This window comes from Pseudomonas kielensis, assembly GCF_030505375.1.
GTDB lineage: Bacteria > Pseudomonadota > Gammaproteobacteria > Pseudomonadales > Pseudomonadaceae > Aquipseudomonas > Aquipseudomonas kielensis.
Genome location: NZ_CP130043.1, coordinates 1,797,224 through 1,813,512, shown reverse-complemented (window position 1 = coordinate 1,813,512; position 16,289 = coordinate 1,797,224). Strand labels below are relative to the sequence as shown.

General features: G+C 62.2%; 12 protein-coding genes. All 12 read left to right on the top strand.

Translation table 11 applies throughout. The features are described from left to right. Positions 1–66: 66 nt before the first annotated feature. The 12 genes from Q1W70_RS08525 (at position 67) to Q1W70_RS08470 (ending at position 16,164) form a co-directional block, all read left to right on the top strand. Positions 67–918: an ABC transporter permease gene (locus Q1W70_RS08525; protein WP_166592152.1), complete on the top strand. Its 852-nt coding sequence runs from the start codon at positions 67–69 to the stop codon at positions 916–918. Further along, entirely contained in the window at positions 915–1,739 is an 825-nt protein-coding gene (locus tag Q1W70_RS08520) for a quaternary amine ABC transporter ATP-binding protein (protein WP_166592153.1), read from the top strand. Before Q1W70_RS08525 ends, Q1W70_RS08520 begins: the two co-directional genes overlap by 4 nt. A gap of 142 nt (positions 1,740–1,881) precedes the next feature. After that, positions 1,882–3,405, top strand: a complete 1,524-nt coding sequence (locus Q1W70_RS08515) for an HAL/PAL/TAL family ammonia-lyase (RefSeq protein WP_302098758.1) — start codon at positions 1,882–1,884, stop codon at positions 3,403–3,405. A gap of 104 nt (positions 3,406–3,509) precedes the next feature. Next, positions 3,510–5,048: a histidine ammonia-lyase gene (hutH, locus tag Q1W70_RS08510; protein ID WP_166592155.1), complete on the top strand. Its 1,539-nt coding sequence runs from the start codon at positions 3,510–3,512 to the stop codon at positions 5,046–5,048. A gap of 124 nt (positions 5,049–5,172) precedes the next feature. After that, the gene (locus Q1W70_RS08505; RefSeq protein WP_166592156.1) at positions 5,173–6,582 is read left to right on the top strand and encodes an amino acid permease; all 1,410 of its coding nucleotides are present in this window, start codon (positions 5,173–5,175) and stop codon (positions 6,580–6,582) included. A gap of 17 nt (positions 6,583–6,599) precedes the next feature. Further along, the gene (gene hutI, locus Q1W70_RS08500) at positions 6,600–7,805 is read left to right on the top strand and encodes an imidazolonepropionase (protein WP_166592157.1); all 1,206 of its coding nucleotides are present in this window, start codon (positions 6,600–6,602) and stop codon (positions 7,803–7,805) included. 10 nt (positions 7,806–7,815) lie between these two features. After that, positions 7,816–8,616 (top strand): N-formylglutamate deformylase, encoded by an 801-nt coding sequence (hutG, locus tag Q1W70_RS08495; protein ID WP_166592158.1) that lies wholly within the window; start codon positions 7,816–7,818, stop codon positions 8,614–8,616. A 479-nt stretch (positions 8,617–9,095) separates the two neighbouring features. Next, positions 9,096–10,067 (top strand): prolyl aminopeptidase, encoded by a 972-nt coding sequence (gene pip, locus Q1W70_RS08490; RefSeq protein WP_166592159.1) that lies wholly within the window; start codon positions 9,096–9,098, stop codon positions 10,065–10,067. Next, positions 10,064–10,501, top strand: coding sequence for a D-aminoacyl-tRNA deacylase (gene dtd / locus Q1W70_RS08485; RefSeq protein ID WP_166592160.1), 438 nt, complete (start codon positions 10,064–10,066; stop codon positions 10,499–10,501). The genes pip and dtd overlap by 4 nt, the downstream gene beginning before the upstream one ends. A 334-nt stretch (positions 10,502–10,835) precedes the next feature. Next, on the top strand, positions 10,836–12,611 hold the full coding sequence (locus Q1W70_RS08480) for a glucan biosynthesis protein G (RefSeq protein WP_218585233.1): 1,776 nt from the start codon (positions 10,836–10,838) through the stop codon (positions 12,609–12,611). Next, positions 12,604–15,174: a glucans biosynthesis glucosyltransferase MdoH gene (mdoH, locus tag Q1W70_RS08475; protein WP_166592162.1), complete on the top strand. Its 2,571-nt coding sequence runs from the start codon at positions 12,604–12,606 to the stop codon at positions 15,172–15,174. Before Q1W70_RS08480 ends, mdoH begins: the two co-directional genes overlap by 8 nt. A gap of 192 nt (positions 15,175–15,366) precedes the next feature. Beyond that, positions 15,367–16,164 (top strand): transporter substrate-binding domain-containing protein, encoded by a 798-nt coding sequence (locus Q1W70_RS08470; protein WP_166592163.1) that lies wholly within the window; start codon positions 15,367–15,369, stop codon positions 16,162–16,164. Positions 16,165–16,289 lie beyond the last annotated feature (125 nt).

Below are 16,289 nucleotides of genomic sequence, written 5' to 3'. Positions count from 1 at the left end.
AGCCTTTCCGGCGGTCTGCAAGGGCCGTCGGACGCTTGATCACAACCCCTTGATTGAGAGTCTCCTATGTTTCCTGAAAGCTTTACCTTTTCCATCGCCGACTGGGTCAACAGTTGGGTCGATTCGCTGGTGACCAACTACGGCGATGTGTTCCGGCACATCTCCGACACCCTGCTCTGGGCCATCGTCAACCTCGAAGGCCTGCTGCGTGCGGCGCCCTGGTGGCTGATGCTGGCCATCGTCGCGGGCGTGGCCTGGCACGCCACCCGCAAAGTGCTGACCACGAGCGTGATCGTCGGCCTGCTGTTCCTGGTCGGTGCCGTTGGCCTGTGGGACAAGCTGATGCAGACCCTGGCGCTGATGATGGTGGCCACGGTCATTTCGGTGCTGATCGGCATTCCGCTGGGGATTCTCTCGGCGCGCAGCAACCGCCTGCGTTCGGTGTTGATGCCGCTGTTGGACATCATGCAGACCATGCCCAGCTTCGTGTACCTGATCCCGGTGCTGATGCTGTTCGGCCTGGGCAAGGTGCCGGCGATTTTCGCCACCGTGATCTACGCCGCGCCGCCACTGATCCGCCTGACTGACCTGGGTATTCGCCAGGTTGACGGCGAGGTTATGGAGGCCATCAACGCCTTCGGTGCCAACCGCTGGCAACAACTGTTTGGTGTGCAACTGCCACTGGCCCTGCCGAGCATCATGGCCGGGATCAACCAGACCACCATGATGGCCCTGTCGATGGTGGTGATCGCCTCGATGATCGGTGCCCGTGGCCTGGGTGAGGACGTGCTGGTGGGTATCCAGACTCTCAACGTTGGGCGGGGCCTTGAAGCCGGTCTGGCGATCGTGATTCTCGCTGTGGTCATCGACCGCATTACCCAGGCCTACGGCCGGCCACGGCATGAGGTGAGCAAATGAGCAACGCAGCCAAGATCGAAGTCAAAAACGTCTTCAAGATTTTCGGCAATCGTTCCGCCGATGCGCTGAACATGATTCGCCAGAACAAGAGCAAGGACCAGGTACTGGCCGAAACCGGCTGCGTGGTCGGGGTCAACGACCTGTCGCTGAGTATCGGCAGCGGTGAGATCTTCGTGATCATGGGCCTGTCGGGTTCCGGCAAGTCGACCCTGGTCCGCCACTTCAACCGCCTGATCGACCCGACCAGCGGCGCGATCCTGGTGGACGGCGTGGACATCCTGCAATACGACATGGACGCGCTGCGCGAATTTCGTCGGCGCAAGATCAGCATGGTGTTCCAGAGCTTCGGCCTGTTGCCACACAAGAGCGTGCTGGACAACGTCGCCTACGGCTTGAAAATCCGTGGCGAAAGCAAAGCCATGTGCTCCGAGCGTGCGCTGCACTGGATCAACACCGTGGGCCTGAAGGGGTACGAAAACAAATACCCGCACCAGCTGTCCGGCGGTATGCGTCAGCGGGTGGGCCTGGCCCGTGCCCTGGCGGCAGACACCGACATCATTCTGATGGACGAAGCCTTCAGTGCCCTCGACCCGCTGATCCGCGCTGAAATGCAGGACCAGTTGCTCGAGCTGCAAAAGACGCTGCACAAGACCATCGTGTTCATCACCCACGACCTCGACGAAGCCGTGCGCATCGGCAACCGCATCGCGATCCTCAAGGACGGCCGCCTGATCCAGGTCGGCACGCCGAAAGAGATCCTGCACTCGCCGGCCGACGAGTATGTCGACCGCTTCGTGCAGCGGCGGGCGGCGGTGGTTTAAGAGGTTTGTGGCGACTGTGCCGGTCTCATCGCGAGCAAGCTCGCTCCCACAGGGGAATGCATTTCAAATGTGGGAGCGAGCTTGCTCGCGATGGGGTCGGCAGGGCTGCATCAATATTCAGGTTGTACACGCGAGGTTGAAGATGTCCCAGGCTGAAAAAATCGTTATCACCGAAGCGCAGGTAACTTGGCAGGACGTCGTCGCTGTCGCCCGTGATGGTGCACCGCTCGAGCTGTCGGCGCCGATCTGGGCGCGCATCGAAAACGCGCAGGCCATCGTCCAGCGCATCGTCACCAGCGGCGAACGTGCCTACGGTATCAACACCGGCCTGGGCGCGCTGTGCAACGTATCGCTGCAAGACGAACAGCTCAGCCAGTTGTCGCGCAACACCTTGCTCAGCCACGCTTGCGGCGTGGGTGCGCCGCTGACGAACGAGCAGACCCGCTCGATCATGTGCGCGGCCATCGTCAACTACAGCCACGGCAAATCCGGCCTGCACCGTCAGGTCGTCGAAGCGCTGCTGGCGCTGCTCAACCGGGGCATCACCCCGCAAGTGCCGTCACAAGGTTCCGTGGGCTACCTGACTCACATGGCACACATCGGCATCGCGCTGCTGGGCGTGGGCAATGTCAGCTATCGCGGGCAGATCGTTTCCGCGCAGCAAGCGCTGGCCGAAGAAGGCCTGCAACCCGTCAAGCTCGGGGCCAAGGACGGCTTGTGCCTGGTCAACGGCACGCCGTGCATGAGCGGCCTGAGCTGCCTGGCGATTGCCGATGCCACGCGCCTGCTGGAATGGGCCGACGTGATCGGCGCCATGAGCTTCGAAGCCCAGCGCGGGCAGATCGATGCATTCGACGCAGAAATCATCGCGCTCAAGTCGCACCCGGGCATGCAGCAAGTCGGGATCAACTTGCGGGCCTTGCTCGACGGCAGCGAAGTGATCGCCCAGAGCAAAGGCATTCGCACCCAGGATGCCCTGAGCATCCGCTCGATCCCGCAGGTGCACGGTGCTGCGCGCGATCAACTGGTGCACGCGATCAAACAGATCGAAACCGAACTCAACGGCGCCACCGACAACCCGCTGGTGCTGGGCACCGCGGACAATTACCGCGTGGTTTCCCAGGCCAACCCCCACGGCCAGTCGGTGGCCCTGGCGGCCGACCTGCTGGCGATTGCCATGGCGGAGATCGGCTCGATTGCCGAGCGCCGTCTCGACCGCCTGATCAACCCGCACGTCAGTGGCCTGCCGGCGTTCCTGGTGGCCAACCCCGGGGTGAACTCGGGGATGATGATCGTGCAGTACGTCGCGGCTTCGCTCTGCGCGCAAAACCGCCAGTTGGCGCAACCGGCGGTACTGGACAACTACGTGACTTCGGGCCTGCAGGAAGACCACCTGAGCCTGGGCACCAACGCTGCGCTGAAACTGCACGGGGTGCTGGAGAACTGCACACAGATCCTGGCCATCGAGTACCTGCTGGCGGCCCAGGCGTTTGAATTCCTCAAGGACCAGGGCTTCGGCGTTGGCACCGATACCGCCTGGCGCCTGTTGCGCGAGCGGGTTGCCGCCTACGACCAGGACCGTTGGTTGGCGCCGGACATCGCCAGTGCCGCCGCGCTGTTGAAAGACCCGGATTTGCTGCAAAAGACATTTGCCGATTTGTACTGATTTCTAACAAAGCCAGCGTGCCAAGGCGCCACCCCTCAAAAGCGGGAAGCGACGGACAACGGACACTTCCGGAGCGTCTGGTTAATAAAACTCTCAAAAGGAGAATGAATGTGACTGCGCTGAACCTTATCCCAGGCCAACTGAGCCTTGCCCAACTGCGTGCCGTGTATCAACAGCCGGTGCGTGTGACCCTGGACGACAGTGCCTCGGCACAGATCGACGCCAGCGTGGCCTGCGTGGAACAGATCCTCGCGGAAAACCGCACCGCCTACGGCATCAACACCGGTTTCGGCCTGCTGGCCTCGACCCGCATTGCCAGCGAAGACCTGGAAAACCTGCAGCGCTCCCTGGTGCTGTCCCACGCCGCCGGTGTCGGCGAGCCGATCAGCGATGCGCTGGTGCGCCTGATCATGGTGCTCAAGGTCAACAGCCTGAGCCGTGGTTTCTCCGGCATTCGCCGGGTGGTGATCGACGCCTTGATCGCCCTGATCAATGCCGAGGTGTACCCGCACATCCCGCTCAAAGGTTCGGTTGGTGCATCCGGTGACCTCGCGCCCCTGGCCCACATGTCGCTGGTCCTGCTGGGCGAAGGCAAGGCCCGCTACAAAGGTGAATGGCTGGAAGCCACCGAGGCGTTGAAAGTCGCCGGCCTGGCGCCGCTGACCCTGGCCGCCAAAGAAGGCCTGGCGCTGCTGAACGGCACCCAGGTCTCGACGGCCTACGCCCTGCGTGGCCTGTTTGAAGGTGAAGACCTGTTCGCCGGTGCCCTGGCCCTGGGCGGCCTGACCGTGGAAGCGGTGCTGGGTTCGCGCTCGCCGTTCGACGCGCGCATCCACGCAGCCCGTGGCCAGAAAGGCCAGATCGACGCGGCCGCGGCCTACCGCGACCTGCTGGGCGAGCGCAGTGAAGTGTCTGATTCGCACCAGAACTGCGACAAGGTCCAGGACCCGTACTCCCTGCGTTGTCAGCCACAAGTCATGGGCGCCTGCCTGACTCAGTTCCGTCAGGCCGCAGAAGTGCTGGCCGTCGAAGCCAACGCCGTGTCCGATAACCCGCTGGTCTTCGCCAGCGAAGGCGATGTGATCTCCGGCGGTAACTTCCACGCCGAGCCAGTGGCCATGGCCGCCGACAACATGGCCCTGGCCATCGCGGAAATCGGCTCCCTGAGCGAGCGCCGCATTTCGTTGATGATGGACAAGCACATGTCGCAGCTGCCGCCGTTCCTGGTGGCCAACGGTGGCGTCAACTCCGGCTTCATGATTGCCCAGGTGACGGCAGCGGCCCTGGCCAGCGAGAACAAGGCCTTGGCCCACCCGCACTCGGTAGACAGCCTGCCGACGTCGGCCAACCAGGAAGACCACGTGTCCATGGCCCCAGCGGCAGGTAAGCGCCTGTGGGAAATGGCTGAAAACACCCGTGGTGTTCTCGCAGTCGAGTGGCTGGCTGCCTGCCAGGGCCTGGACCTGCGCGACGGCCTGAAAACCTCGTCGAAGCTGGAACAAGCCCGCACCATCCTGCGCGCCAAAGTGCCGTTCTACGAGAAGGACCGCTTCTTCGCGCCGGACATCAACGCGGCCAGCGAGCTGCTGGCTTCGCGCTGCCTGAATGAACTGGTGACGGCCAAGTTGCTGCCAAGTCTGTAAGGGACCCATCACGGGCAAATCGAATCGTCGCACCGCCACTCCCACAAGGATTGCGCTGAACCTGTGGGAGTGGGTTTGTTGGTGATGCGATTATTGCGTCGATAAGAATAATTAGGGACGAGCAATGCAACAGCCAGACAAAGGCTTGAAACGCGGGCTATCCGCCCGACATATTCGCTTCATGGCACTGGGGTCGGCGATCGGCACCGGGCTTTTCTACGGTTCCGCCTCGGCCATCCAGATGGCCGGCCCCGCCGTGCTGCTGGCCTACCTGATTGGTGGTGCCGCCGTCTTCATGGTCATGCGCGCCCTCGGCGAGATGGCCGTCCACAACCCGGTCTCGGGCTCCTTTGGCCATTACGCCAGCACCTACCTGGGCCCCATGTCCGGCTTCATCCTCGGCTGGACCTACGCCTTCGAGATGATCATCGTCTGCCTGGCCGACGTCACCGCCTTCGGCATCTACATGGGCTTCTGGTTCCCGGAAGTCGCACGCTGGATCTGGGTGCTGGGCATCGTGCTGCTGATCGGCGGGCTGAACCTGTGCAACGTCAAGGTCTTCGGCGAAATGGAGTTCTGGCTGTCGCTGCTGAAAGTCGCCGCCATCGTGGCGATGATCCTCGGCGGTTTTGGCATCATGCTCTTCGGCATCGGCACGGCCGGCACTGAACAGGCTCCCGGCCTGAGCAATCTGTGGGCCCACGGTGGTTTCATGCCCAATGGCGTCGGCGGTTTGATCGCCTCCCTGGCGGTGGTGATGTTCGCGTTCGGCGGCATCGAGATCATCGGCATCACCGCCGGTGAAGCCAAGGACCCACAACGGGTGATTCCACGGGCGATCAATGCGGTGCCCCTGCGGATCCTGCTGTTCTACGTGCTGACCCTGTTTGTGCTGATGGCGATCTACCCATGGCCACAGATTGGCAGCCAGGGCAGCCCGTTCGTGCAGATCTTCGACAGCCTGGGCATCGGCGCGGCGGCGACCGTGCTCAACATCGTGGTGATCTCGGCGGCCGTGTCGGCGATCAACAGCGACATCTTCGGCGCCGGGCGCATGATGTACGGCCTGGCGCAGCAGGGCCACGCACCCAAGGGGTTTGCGCGGCTGTCGAAACAGGGTGTGCCGTGGATGACCGTGGTGGTCATGGGCGCAGCGTTGCTGGGCGGCGTGGTGTTGAACTACCTGATTCCCAAGGATGTGTTCCTGGTGATCGCCTCGATCGCGACCTTCGCCACCGTCTGGGTGTGGTTGATGATCCTGGTTACCCAGGTGGCCATGCGCCGTTCGATGACCCGCGAGCAAGTCGCCGAGCTGAAATTCCCGGTACCATTCTGGCCTTATGCGCCGGCGGCCGCGATTGTGTTCATGCTGTTTGTCTTTGGTGTGCTGGGTTACTTCCCGGACACCCAGGCAGCGCTGGTGGTCGGTGCGGTGTGGATCGTCCTGCTGGTGATTGCCTATAAATTGTGGGTCAAGCCCGCTGCCCCAACGGCGGTCGAGGTCACCTGCGAACCTTCCATGTCCCATCGATAACCTAACGGAGGCCTGGGATGAAAACGCTCTGGCAACACTGCCACGTTGCAAGCATGGCCCAAGGCACGTACTCGATCATCGAGGACGCCGCCATCGTGACGTCTGGTGCGCACATTGAGTGGATCGGCCCACGTGGCGAGCTGCCGTCCGATTATTACCCCGAAGTCCATGACCTCGCGGGGGCCTGGGTGACCCCGGGCCTGATCGACTGCCACACGCACACCGTGTTCGGCGGCAACCGCAGCGGCGAATTCGAACAGCGCCTGCAAGGGGTCAGCTATGCCGAGATCGCTGCCGCCGGCGGTGGCATCGCCAGCACCGTGCGCGCCACCCGTGCCGCAACGGAGGACGAACTGTTCGCCAGTGCCGCCAAACGCCTGAAAAGCCTGCTGCGCGACGGCGTCACCAGCATCGAGATCAAGTCTGGCTATGGTCTGGACCTGGCCAGCGAGCGCAAGATGCTGCGGGTCGCCCGGCGCCTCGGTGAGGCGTTTGCGGTCAGCGTGCGCACCACCTGCCTGGCGGCCCACGCCTTGCCACCGGAGTACGCCGATCGCAGCGATGACTACATCGAACACATCTGCAGCGAGATGCTCCCGGCCCTGGCGGCTGAAGGGCTGGTGGATGCGGTGGATGCGTTCTGCGAATACCTGGCGTTTTCGCCCGCGCAGGTGGAGCGGGTGTTCATCACCGCGCAGAAGCTGGGCCTGCCGGTGAAGCTGCACGCCGAGCAGTTGTCGTCGTTGCACGGCGCAAGCCTGGCGGCGCGGTATCAGGCGTTGTCGGCCGACCACCTGGAGTTCATGACCGAAGACGACGCCATCGCCATGGCCAAGTCCGGTACTGTCGCGGTGCTGTTGCCCGGCGCCTTTTACTTCCTGCGCGAAACCCAGTTGCCGCCGATGGATGCCCTGCGCAAGCACGGGGTGAAAATCGCCATCGCCAGCGACCTCAACCCCGGCACTTCGCCGGCCCTGTCGGTGCGCCTGATGCTGAACATGGCCTGCACCTGCTTTCGCATGACGCCAGAGGAAGCCTTGGCCGGCGCGACCATCCACGCCGCCACGGCGCTGGGCATGGCCGACACCCACGGTTCGCTGGAAGTGGGCAAAATGGCCGACTTCGTTGCCTGGCAGATCGAACGTCCGGCCGACCTGTCGTACTGGTTGGGTGGTGACCTGGAAAAACGCGTCGTGCGTCACGGCGTTGAAGTCGAGATTTAGGAGAACAGCTGTGGATAAGGTTCTGAACTTCCAACAAGGCCGGGTGCCGCTGCTGATCAGCATGCCCCATGCCGGTTTGCGCCTGACGCCGGCTGTCGAGGCCGGGTTGATCCCCGCCGCGCAAAGCCTGCCGGACACCGACTGGCACATTCCGACACTTTACGAGTTCGCCCAGGAGCTGGGCGCCAGCACCCTGGCGGCGGAGTATTCGCGGTTCGTCATCGACCTCAACCGTCCGTCCGACGACAAGCCGTTGTACGTCGGCGCCACCACCGGCCTGTACCCGGCAACGTTGTTTGATGGCGTGCCGTTGTTCCGCGAAGGCCTGGAGCCGTCTGCCGAGGAGCGCGCACGCTATCTGGAGCAGGTCTGGACCCCGTATCACCGCACGCTGCAACAGGAGCTGGCGCGGCTCAAGGCCGAGTTTGGCTACGCCATGCTGTTCGATGCGCACTCGATCCGCTCGGTGATCCCGCACCTGTTCGAGGGCAAGCTGCCGGACTTCAACCTCGGCACCTTCAATGGCGCCAGTTGCGATCCGACGCTGGCCACCGAGCTGGAAGCGATCTGTGCGCGTCACAGCGATTACAGTCACGTGTTGAACGGGCGCTTCAAGGGCGGCCACATCACCCGTCATTACGGCAACCCGGGCGAAAACATCCATGCGGTGCAACTGGAGCTGGGGCAGTGCACCTATATGGAAGAGTTCGAGCCGTTCCGCTACCGCCCCGACCTGGCGGCCCCGACCCAGGTGGTGCTCAAGCAACTGCTGCAAGGGATGTTGGCCTGGGGTCGGCAGCGATACGGTTGAGGGGAAGCTCTCAAGATCGTTTGATCCTGGGTTTGTGGGTTTATCCGTTGTTTACCCCTGACGTACGGCCCCTCGCTCAGGCTCGGGGTACCTTCGCTACGGTATCGATCCGGGGGCATCGCCTCCGGTTTGCTGCGCTGCACTTCCTCTCGATGTAGGCGGCTTCGCCGCACGGCGCTACGCGCCTCCCCCCGGATGCATGCCTTCGCTCAGCCTGCCGATGGGGCGGGTGCATCAAGATCAAGAGCCAGGGCACGGCGAGGCGGTCTACCGGCCGGCCTGCTTTCCCACAGTGACTCGGGGTGTTTGCAGATTGTGCATGCGCCCTGCAAGTTTGCGTGGGAAAGGACCCTCGCCGGCGCCGCAAAACCGTATTTTCTTCAGGGACATGCTCATTGCGCTATTCGGGTTTATGATGCCCAACGGCAGAATAATAGAAGTCCCCCCAGGGATGACCTCGACCCCTTACGGAGCGCGCAATGCAGACTTTGTACCCGCAGATCAAACCCTACGCCCGGCATGATCTGGCCGTCGATGAAACCCATACCCTGTATGTCGACGAAAGCGGATCACCGGAAGGTTTGCCGGTAGTGTTCATTCATGGTGGCCCCGGGGCGGGCTGCGACGCGATGAGCCGACGTTACTTCGATCCGAACCTGTACCGCATTGTCACCTTCGACCAGCGCGGTTGTGGCCGCTCCACGCCCCACGCCAGCCTGGAAAACAACACCACCTGGGACCTGGTCGCCGACCTTGAGCGGATTCGCCAGCACCTGGGCATCGACAAATGGGTGCTGTTCGGGGGCTCCTGGGGTTCGACCCTGGCCCTGGCCTACGCGCAAACCCACCCTGAGCGCGTGCACGGCCTGATCGTGCGCGGGATTTTTCTCTGCCGCCCGCAGGAAATCGAATGGTTCTACCAGGCGGGCGCCAGCCGTCTGTTCCCCGACTACTGGCAGGACTACATCGCGCCTATCCCACAGGACGAGCGCGACGACCTGCTCAAGGCCTTCCACAAGCGCCTGACCGGCAACGACCAGATTGCCCAGATGCACGCGGCCAAGGCCTGGTCGCTGTGGGAAGGGCGCACCGCGACCCTGCGTCCGAATCCGCTGGTGGTCGATCGCTTCTGCGAGCCACAGCGTGCGCTGTCGATTGCCCGCATCGAATGCCACTATTTCACCAACAATGCTTTCCTCGAGCCTAACCAGCTGATTCGCGACATGGGCAAGATCGCCCACCTGCCTGGCGTCATCGTGCATGGTCGCTACGACGTGATCTGCCCGCTGGACAATGCCTGGGAATTGCATCAGAACTGGCCCAACAGTGAGCTGCAGGTGATCCGCGACGCCGGGCACGCTGCCTCCGAGCCGGGTATTACCGATGCCCTGGTACGGGCGGCCAGTCAGATGGCGCGGCGTTTGCTCGATCTGCCGCCTGAAGAAGCATGAAGGGCCTGTTGCAGCGCGTGCGTGGCGCGCGCGTCGAGGTGGCGGGGGAGGTTGTCGGCTCGATCGACCAGGGCTTGCTGGTGCTAGTGGCCGTGGAACCCGACGATACCCGGGCCAGCGCCGACAAACTTTTGCATAAGCTGCTTAACTATCGGGTATTCAGCGACGCTGAGGGCAAGATGAATCTGTCCTTGGCCGATGTCGGTGGGGGGTTGCTGCTGGTCTCGCAGTTCACCCTGGCCGCCGACACCAAAAATGGCCTGCGCCCGAGCTTTTCGACCGCTGCCCCTCCGGCACTGGGCGAAGAGCTTTTTGACTATCTATTAGGCAAGGCGCAACAGTTGCATGGCAATGTGGCATCAGGCAGATTTGGCGCGGATATGCAGGTGCATCTGGTCAATGATGGCCCGGTGACCTTCCTGTTGCAGACCTGAAAGTGTTTGAAACATCTTTTCAGGGCTGTTTCGGGGCGAAACAGGGGTTTTTCGCAATAAATACTTTGTTACCCCTGATGCGTTGTAACGCGGGCTACTAGATAATCCCGCGCTACGGGGATCAGCGTTCGTTGGCCCATTTTTGACTTAGGTAGAGACTTGTTCGCGACCGTTTGGGGAATCATTTTGCCCCATCGGAGTCGGAACAATGCTCGCCAACCTGGCATATAGATAGCTGGCCGTTGGTTTTTTGATCTGTTTTCGGCGAGGGTTGCTCGTGATTGTTAGTCCCTGTACTGCACCAAAATTGTCTGCCAAACGGTTACGAAACGCACTGGCGACAGGCTCTGCCCTGTTTTGCCTGCTCAGCGCCGGCCAGCTTTGGGCATTCAATCTGAACGATGTGTCGGCCAAGGCAAAAGAGCTGGCGGGGCAGAAATACGAAGCTCCGCGCAGCAATCTGCCGAACGAATTCCGCGAAATGAAATTCGCGGACTACCAGAAAATTCGTTTCCTGACCGAAAAAGCCGAATGGGCCGATAAAAAGACCCCGTTCAAGCTGTCGTTCTATCACCAGGGCATGCATTTCGACACGCCGGTGAAAATCAACGAAATCACGGCCAACACCGTCGAAGAGATCAAGTACGACCCAAGTCGTTTCGATTTCGGCGACGTCAAGTTTGATCCCAAGGCCACCGAACAACTGGGTTACGCCGGTTTCCGCGTGCTTTACCCGATCAACAAGGCCGACAAGCAAGACGAAATCATGACCATGCTGGGCGCGAGCTATTTCCGCGTCGTCGGCAAGGGCCACACCTATGGCCTGTCGGCCCGCGGCCTGGCGATCGATACCGCGCTGCCGTCGGGTGAAGAGTTCCCGCGTTTCACCGAGTTCTGGATCGAGCAGCCGAAGCCAGGCGACAAGCACCTGGTGATTTTCGCCCTGCTGGATTCGCCACGTGCCACCGGTGCCTACCGCCTGACCCTGCGTCCTGGCAGCGACACCATTGTCGACGTCAAGGCGCAGATGTTCCTGCGTGACAAGGTCAGCAAGCTGGGCATCGCCCCGCTGACCAGCATGTTCCTGTTCGGCGCCAACCAGCCATCGAAGGTCCTCAACTACCGTCGCGAGCTGCACGACTCCAGCGGCCTGGCGATCCATGCCGGCAATGGCGAGTGGATCTGGCGTCCGCTGAACAACCCGAAACACCTGGCCGTGAGCAACTTCTCGGTTGAGAACCCGCGTGGTTTTGGTCTGCTGCAACGTGGCCGCGACTTCAGCCACTATGAAGACCTCGACGACCGCTACGACAAGCGCCCAAGCGCCTGGATCGAGCCAAAAGGCGATTGGGGCAAGGGTTCGGTCGACCTGGTGGAAATTCCTACCGCCGATGAAACCAACGACAACATCGTGGCTTTCTGGAGCCCGGAAAAACTGCCGGAACCTGGCCAGCCGCTGGATGTAGCCTACCGCCTGCACTGGACCATCGACGAAGCAGCCCTGCACGCCCCGGACAGCGCCTGGGTCAGCCAGACCCTGCGTTCCACCGGCGACGTCAAGCAGTCCAACCTGATTCGTCAACCAGACGGCAGTGTGGCCTACCTGATCGACTTCGAAGGTCCATCCCTGGCAGCTCTGCCGCCGGAGGCCGACGTTCGTAGCCAGGTCAGCGTGGGTGACAATGCCGAGCTGGTCGAGAACAGCGTGCGCTACAACCCTGAAACCAAGGGCTGGCGCCTGACGCTGCGGATGAAGATCAAGGACCCGAGCAAGTCGACCGAGATGCGTGCCGCCCTGGTGCAGCCCATCGTGCCGGCGGACCTGACCAAGACTTCGCTGCCAAGCTCCAATTCCTCGGTGGCCAAGGCCGACAAAGTGGCCGCCAAGCAGCAAGAGAAAGCGGACAAGGAAGCCAAGCAGGCAGAAGCCAAGCAAGCGGACGCCAAACAGGCTGACGCCAAGAAGCCCGCTGCCGAGAGCAAGACCAAGGACAACAAAGACGCCAAGCAGCCCGTTGCTGCCGACGCGGCCCCAGCCACACCGGAATCGGCGCCGACTGAAGAAGTCTTGACCGAGACCTGGAGCTATCAGTTGCCTGCCGATGAGTAATTCCCACGTACAGCCAGAGTCGCTCAGCGAGTACCTGGCGCATTTGCCGATGACCGATGAGCAGCGCGCCGAACTGGCGGGCTGCAAATCCTTCAGCGAACTGCATGAACGCTTGTCCTCGTCGACCTTCGACGCACCGACGGAGGCCGCGCAGGCCTCGGTCGGCCGCCGCCTGACCCTCAACTCCGCCGAAGAGCTGGAAGAGGCCGAGATGCTGGTGCTCGACGCCAGCGGCCGGGTGTGCCTGAAAGCCACCCCACCGATCCGTCGGACCAAGGTCGTGCCCGAGCCGTGGCGCACCAATATCCTGGTGCGCGGCTGGCGTCGGCTGACCGGTCGCACCAATCCGCCGGCACCGCCCAAGGACGAACGTGTGCTGCCGGCTGCGCGCTGGCGCACCGTCGGTTCGATTCGTCGCTATATCCTGCTGGTGCTGATGCTGGGCCAGACCATCGTTGCTGGCTGGTACATGAAAGGCATCATGCCGTACCAGGGCTGGGCGTTCGTCGACCTGGAAGAGGTGCTGCATCAACCCCTGATGCAAACCGCTACCCAGGTGCTGCCGTATGCCTTGCAGACCAGCATCCTGATTCTGTTCGGGATCCTGTTCTGCTGGGTCTCGGCCGGTTTCTGGACCGCGCTGATGGGCTTCCTCGAGTTGCTGACCGGCCACGATAAATACCGCATCTCCGGTAAAAGTGCCGGTAACGAGCCGATTCCGAAAGACGCACGCACCGCCCTGGTGATGCCGATCTGCAACGAAGACGTGCCGCGGGTGTTTGCCGGTTTGCGCGCCACTTTCGAGTCCGTGGCCGCCACCGGCGACCTCGACCGTTTCGACTTCTTCGTGCTCAGCGACAGTAACGACACCGATATCTGTGTTGCCGAGCAGCAGGCCTGGCTGGACGTCTGCCGCGAAGCCAAGGGCTTTGGCAAGATCTTCTATCGCCGCCGTCGCCGTCGGGTCAAACGCAAGAGCGGCAACCTCGACGACTTCTGCCGTCGCTGGGGGGGTGACTACAAGTACATGGTGGTCCTCGACGCCGACAGCGTAATGAGCGGTGAGTGCCTGACCAGTCTGGTGCGCTTGATGGAAGCCACGCCGGACGCCGGGATTATCCAGACCGCGCCACGGGCGTCGGGCATGGACACCCTGTATGCGCGCATGCAGCAGTTCGCCACCCGGGTGTACGGCCCGCTGTTCACCGCCGGCCTGCACTTCTGGCAGTTGGGCGAGTCCCACTACTGGGGGCACAACGCGATCATCCGCATGAAGCCGTTCATCGAGCACTGCGCCCTGGCGCCGTTGCCCGGTAAAGGCGCGTTTGCCGGTGCCATCCTTTCCCACGACTTCGTTGAAGCTGCGCTGATGCGCCGTGCCGGCTGGGGCGTCTGGATTGCCTACGACCTGCCGGGCAGCTATGAAGAACTGCCGCCCAACCTGCTGGACGAACTCAAGCGTGACCGTCGCTGGTGTCACGGCAACCTGATGAACTTCCGGCTGTTCCTGGTCAAGGGCATGCACCCGGTGCACCGTGCGGTGTTCCTGACAGGCGTGATGTCCTACCTGTCGGCGCCGTTGTGGTTCTTCTTCCTGGTGCTGTCGACGGCCTTGCTGGCGGTCAACACGCTGATGGAGCCGCAGTACTTCCTGGAGCCGCGCCAGCTGTATCCGCTGTGGCCACAATGGCACCCGGACAAGGCCATCGCGCTGTTCTCGACCACCATCGTGCTGCTGTTCCTGCCCAAGCTGCTGAGCATCATCCTGATCTGGGCCAAGGGCGCGAAAGAGTTCGGCGGCAAGTTCAAGGTGACCTTGTCGATGCTCCTGGAGATGCTGTTCTCCATGCTGCTGGCGCCGGTGCGGATGATTTTCCACACCCGCTTTGTGCTCGCCGCGTTCCTCGGTTGGGCCGCGACCTGGAACTCGCCACAGCGTGACGATGACTCCACGCCCTGGAGCGAGGCAGTCAAGCGCCACGGTCCGCAGACCTTGCTGGGCTTCTTCTGGGCCTTGCTGGTGATCTGGCTGAACCCGAGCTTCCTGTGGTGGCTGGTGCCGATCGTCGGTTCGTTGATGCTGTCGATCCCGGTATCGGTGATCTCCAGCCGTGTGGGCCTGGGCCTGAAGTCCCGTGACGAGAGCCTGTTCCTGATTCCTGAGGAATACAATCCGCCACAGGCCTTGCTGGCGACTGACCAGTACACCCACGAGAACCGTTGGCACGCGCTGAACGACGGCTTCATCCGTGCCGTGGTCGACCCGCAGCAGAACGCCCTGGCGTGTGCGCTGGCGACGTCGCGTCACGGTCAGGCCGAGCCGATCGAGTGGTTGCGCGCCGAGCGGGTGCGCCATGCGTTGAAAGTCGGCCCGGCCGGCTTGAACAACCATGAGCGGCTGCAGTTGCTCAGCGACCCGGTCGCCCTGGCTCGCCTGCATGAGCAGGTCTGGAGCGAAGGCCATGCGCAATGGCTGGACGCCTGGCGGGCTTCGGTGAAAGCCGACCCCCATGCGCCGCTGTTGCCGCTCAAGCCCTTGAGCTTGCAGGCCCAACCGGCCTGATGAAAAAGCCCCGCCAATCCGCGGGGCTTTTTTTTGCCTGAAACTTCGTAAGCACTTGTGCAAACGGCCGAGTGCGTTAGCATCGCTCCCTTCTTTGGTGTGCCCGGACACCCTTTGTGTCCGTATCGGCTGTTTTCCACAAGAAAGCGTTCGATTGCACGCCTTACTACAAAAAGATTGGGGACTTTGATGATGAAGAAGTATCTCTCGATGCTGATGCTCGGCGTCTCGGCACTGGTAGCAGTCAACGCGGCGCAGGCCGGCGCCATCGACGACGCGGTCAAGCGTGGCACGTTGAAAGTCGGCATGGACCCGACCTACATGCCCTTTGAAATGACCAACAAGCGCGGCGAAATCATCGGCTTCGAAGTCGATCTGCTCAAAGCCATGACCAAGGCCATGGGCGTCAAGCTGGAACTGGTGTCCACCGGTTACGACGGCATCATCCCGGCCTTGCTGACCGACAAGTTCGACATGATCGGCAGCGGCATGACCCTGACCCAGGAACGCAACCTGCGCCTGAACTTCAGCGAACCCTTCATCGTGGTCGGCCAGACGCTGCTGATCCGCAAGGAGCTGGAAGGCACCATCAAGTCCTATAAAGACCTGAACAGCGCCGAATACCGCATCACCTCCAAGCTGGGCACCACGGGCGAAATGGTCGCCAAGAAGCTGATGTCCAAAGCCAAGTACCACGGCTACGACAACGAACAGGAAGGTGTGCTCGACGTGGTCAACGGCAAGGCTGACGCCTTTGTCTACGACGCGCCGTACAACGTGGTGGCGGTGAACAAGGTCGGCAACGGCAAGCTGGTGTTCCTCGACAAGCCATTCACCTTCGAGCCACTGGCTTTCGGCCTGAAGAAAGGCGACTACGACAGCCTGAACTTCATCAACAACTTCCTGCACCAGATCCGCGAAGACGGCACCTACGATCGCATTCATGACAAGTGGTTCAAAGACACCGCTTGGCAGAAGGACATGGAGTAAGGACGGTTAGATAGACCGCGTCGTTCCCAATCGCCAACAGGCTGGCTCCCACAATGAAATGCATTCCCCTGTGGGAGCCAGCCTGCTGGCGATGAGGGCCTCCAAGGCAACACAAATCCCGGAAT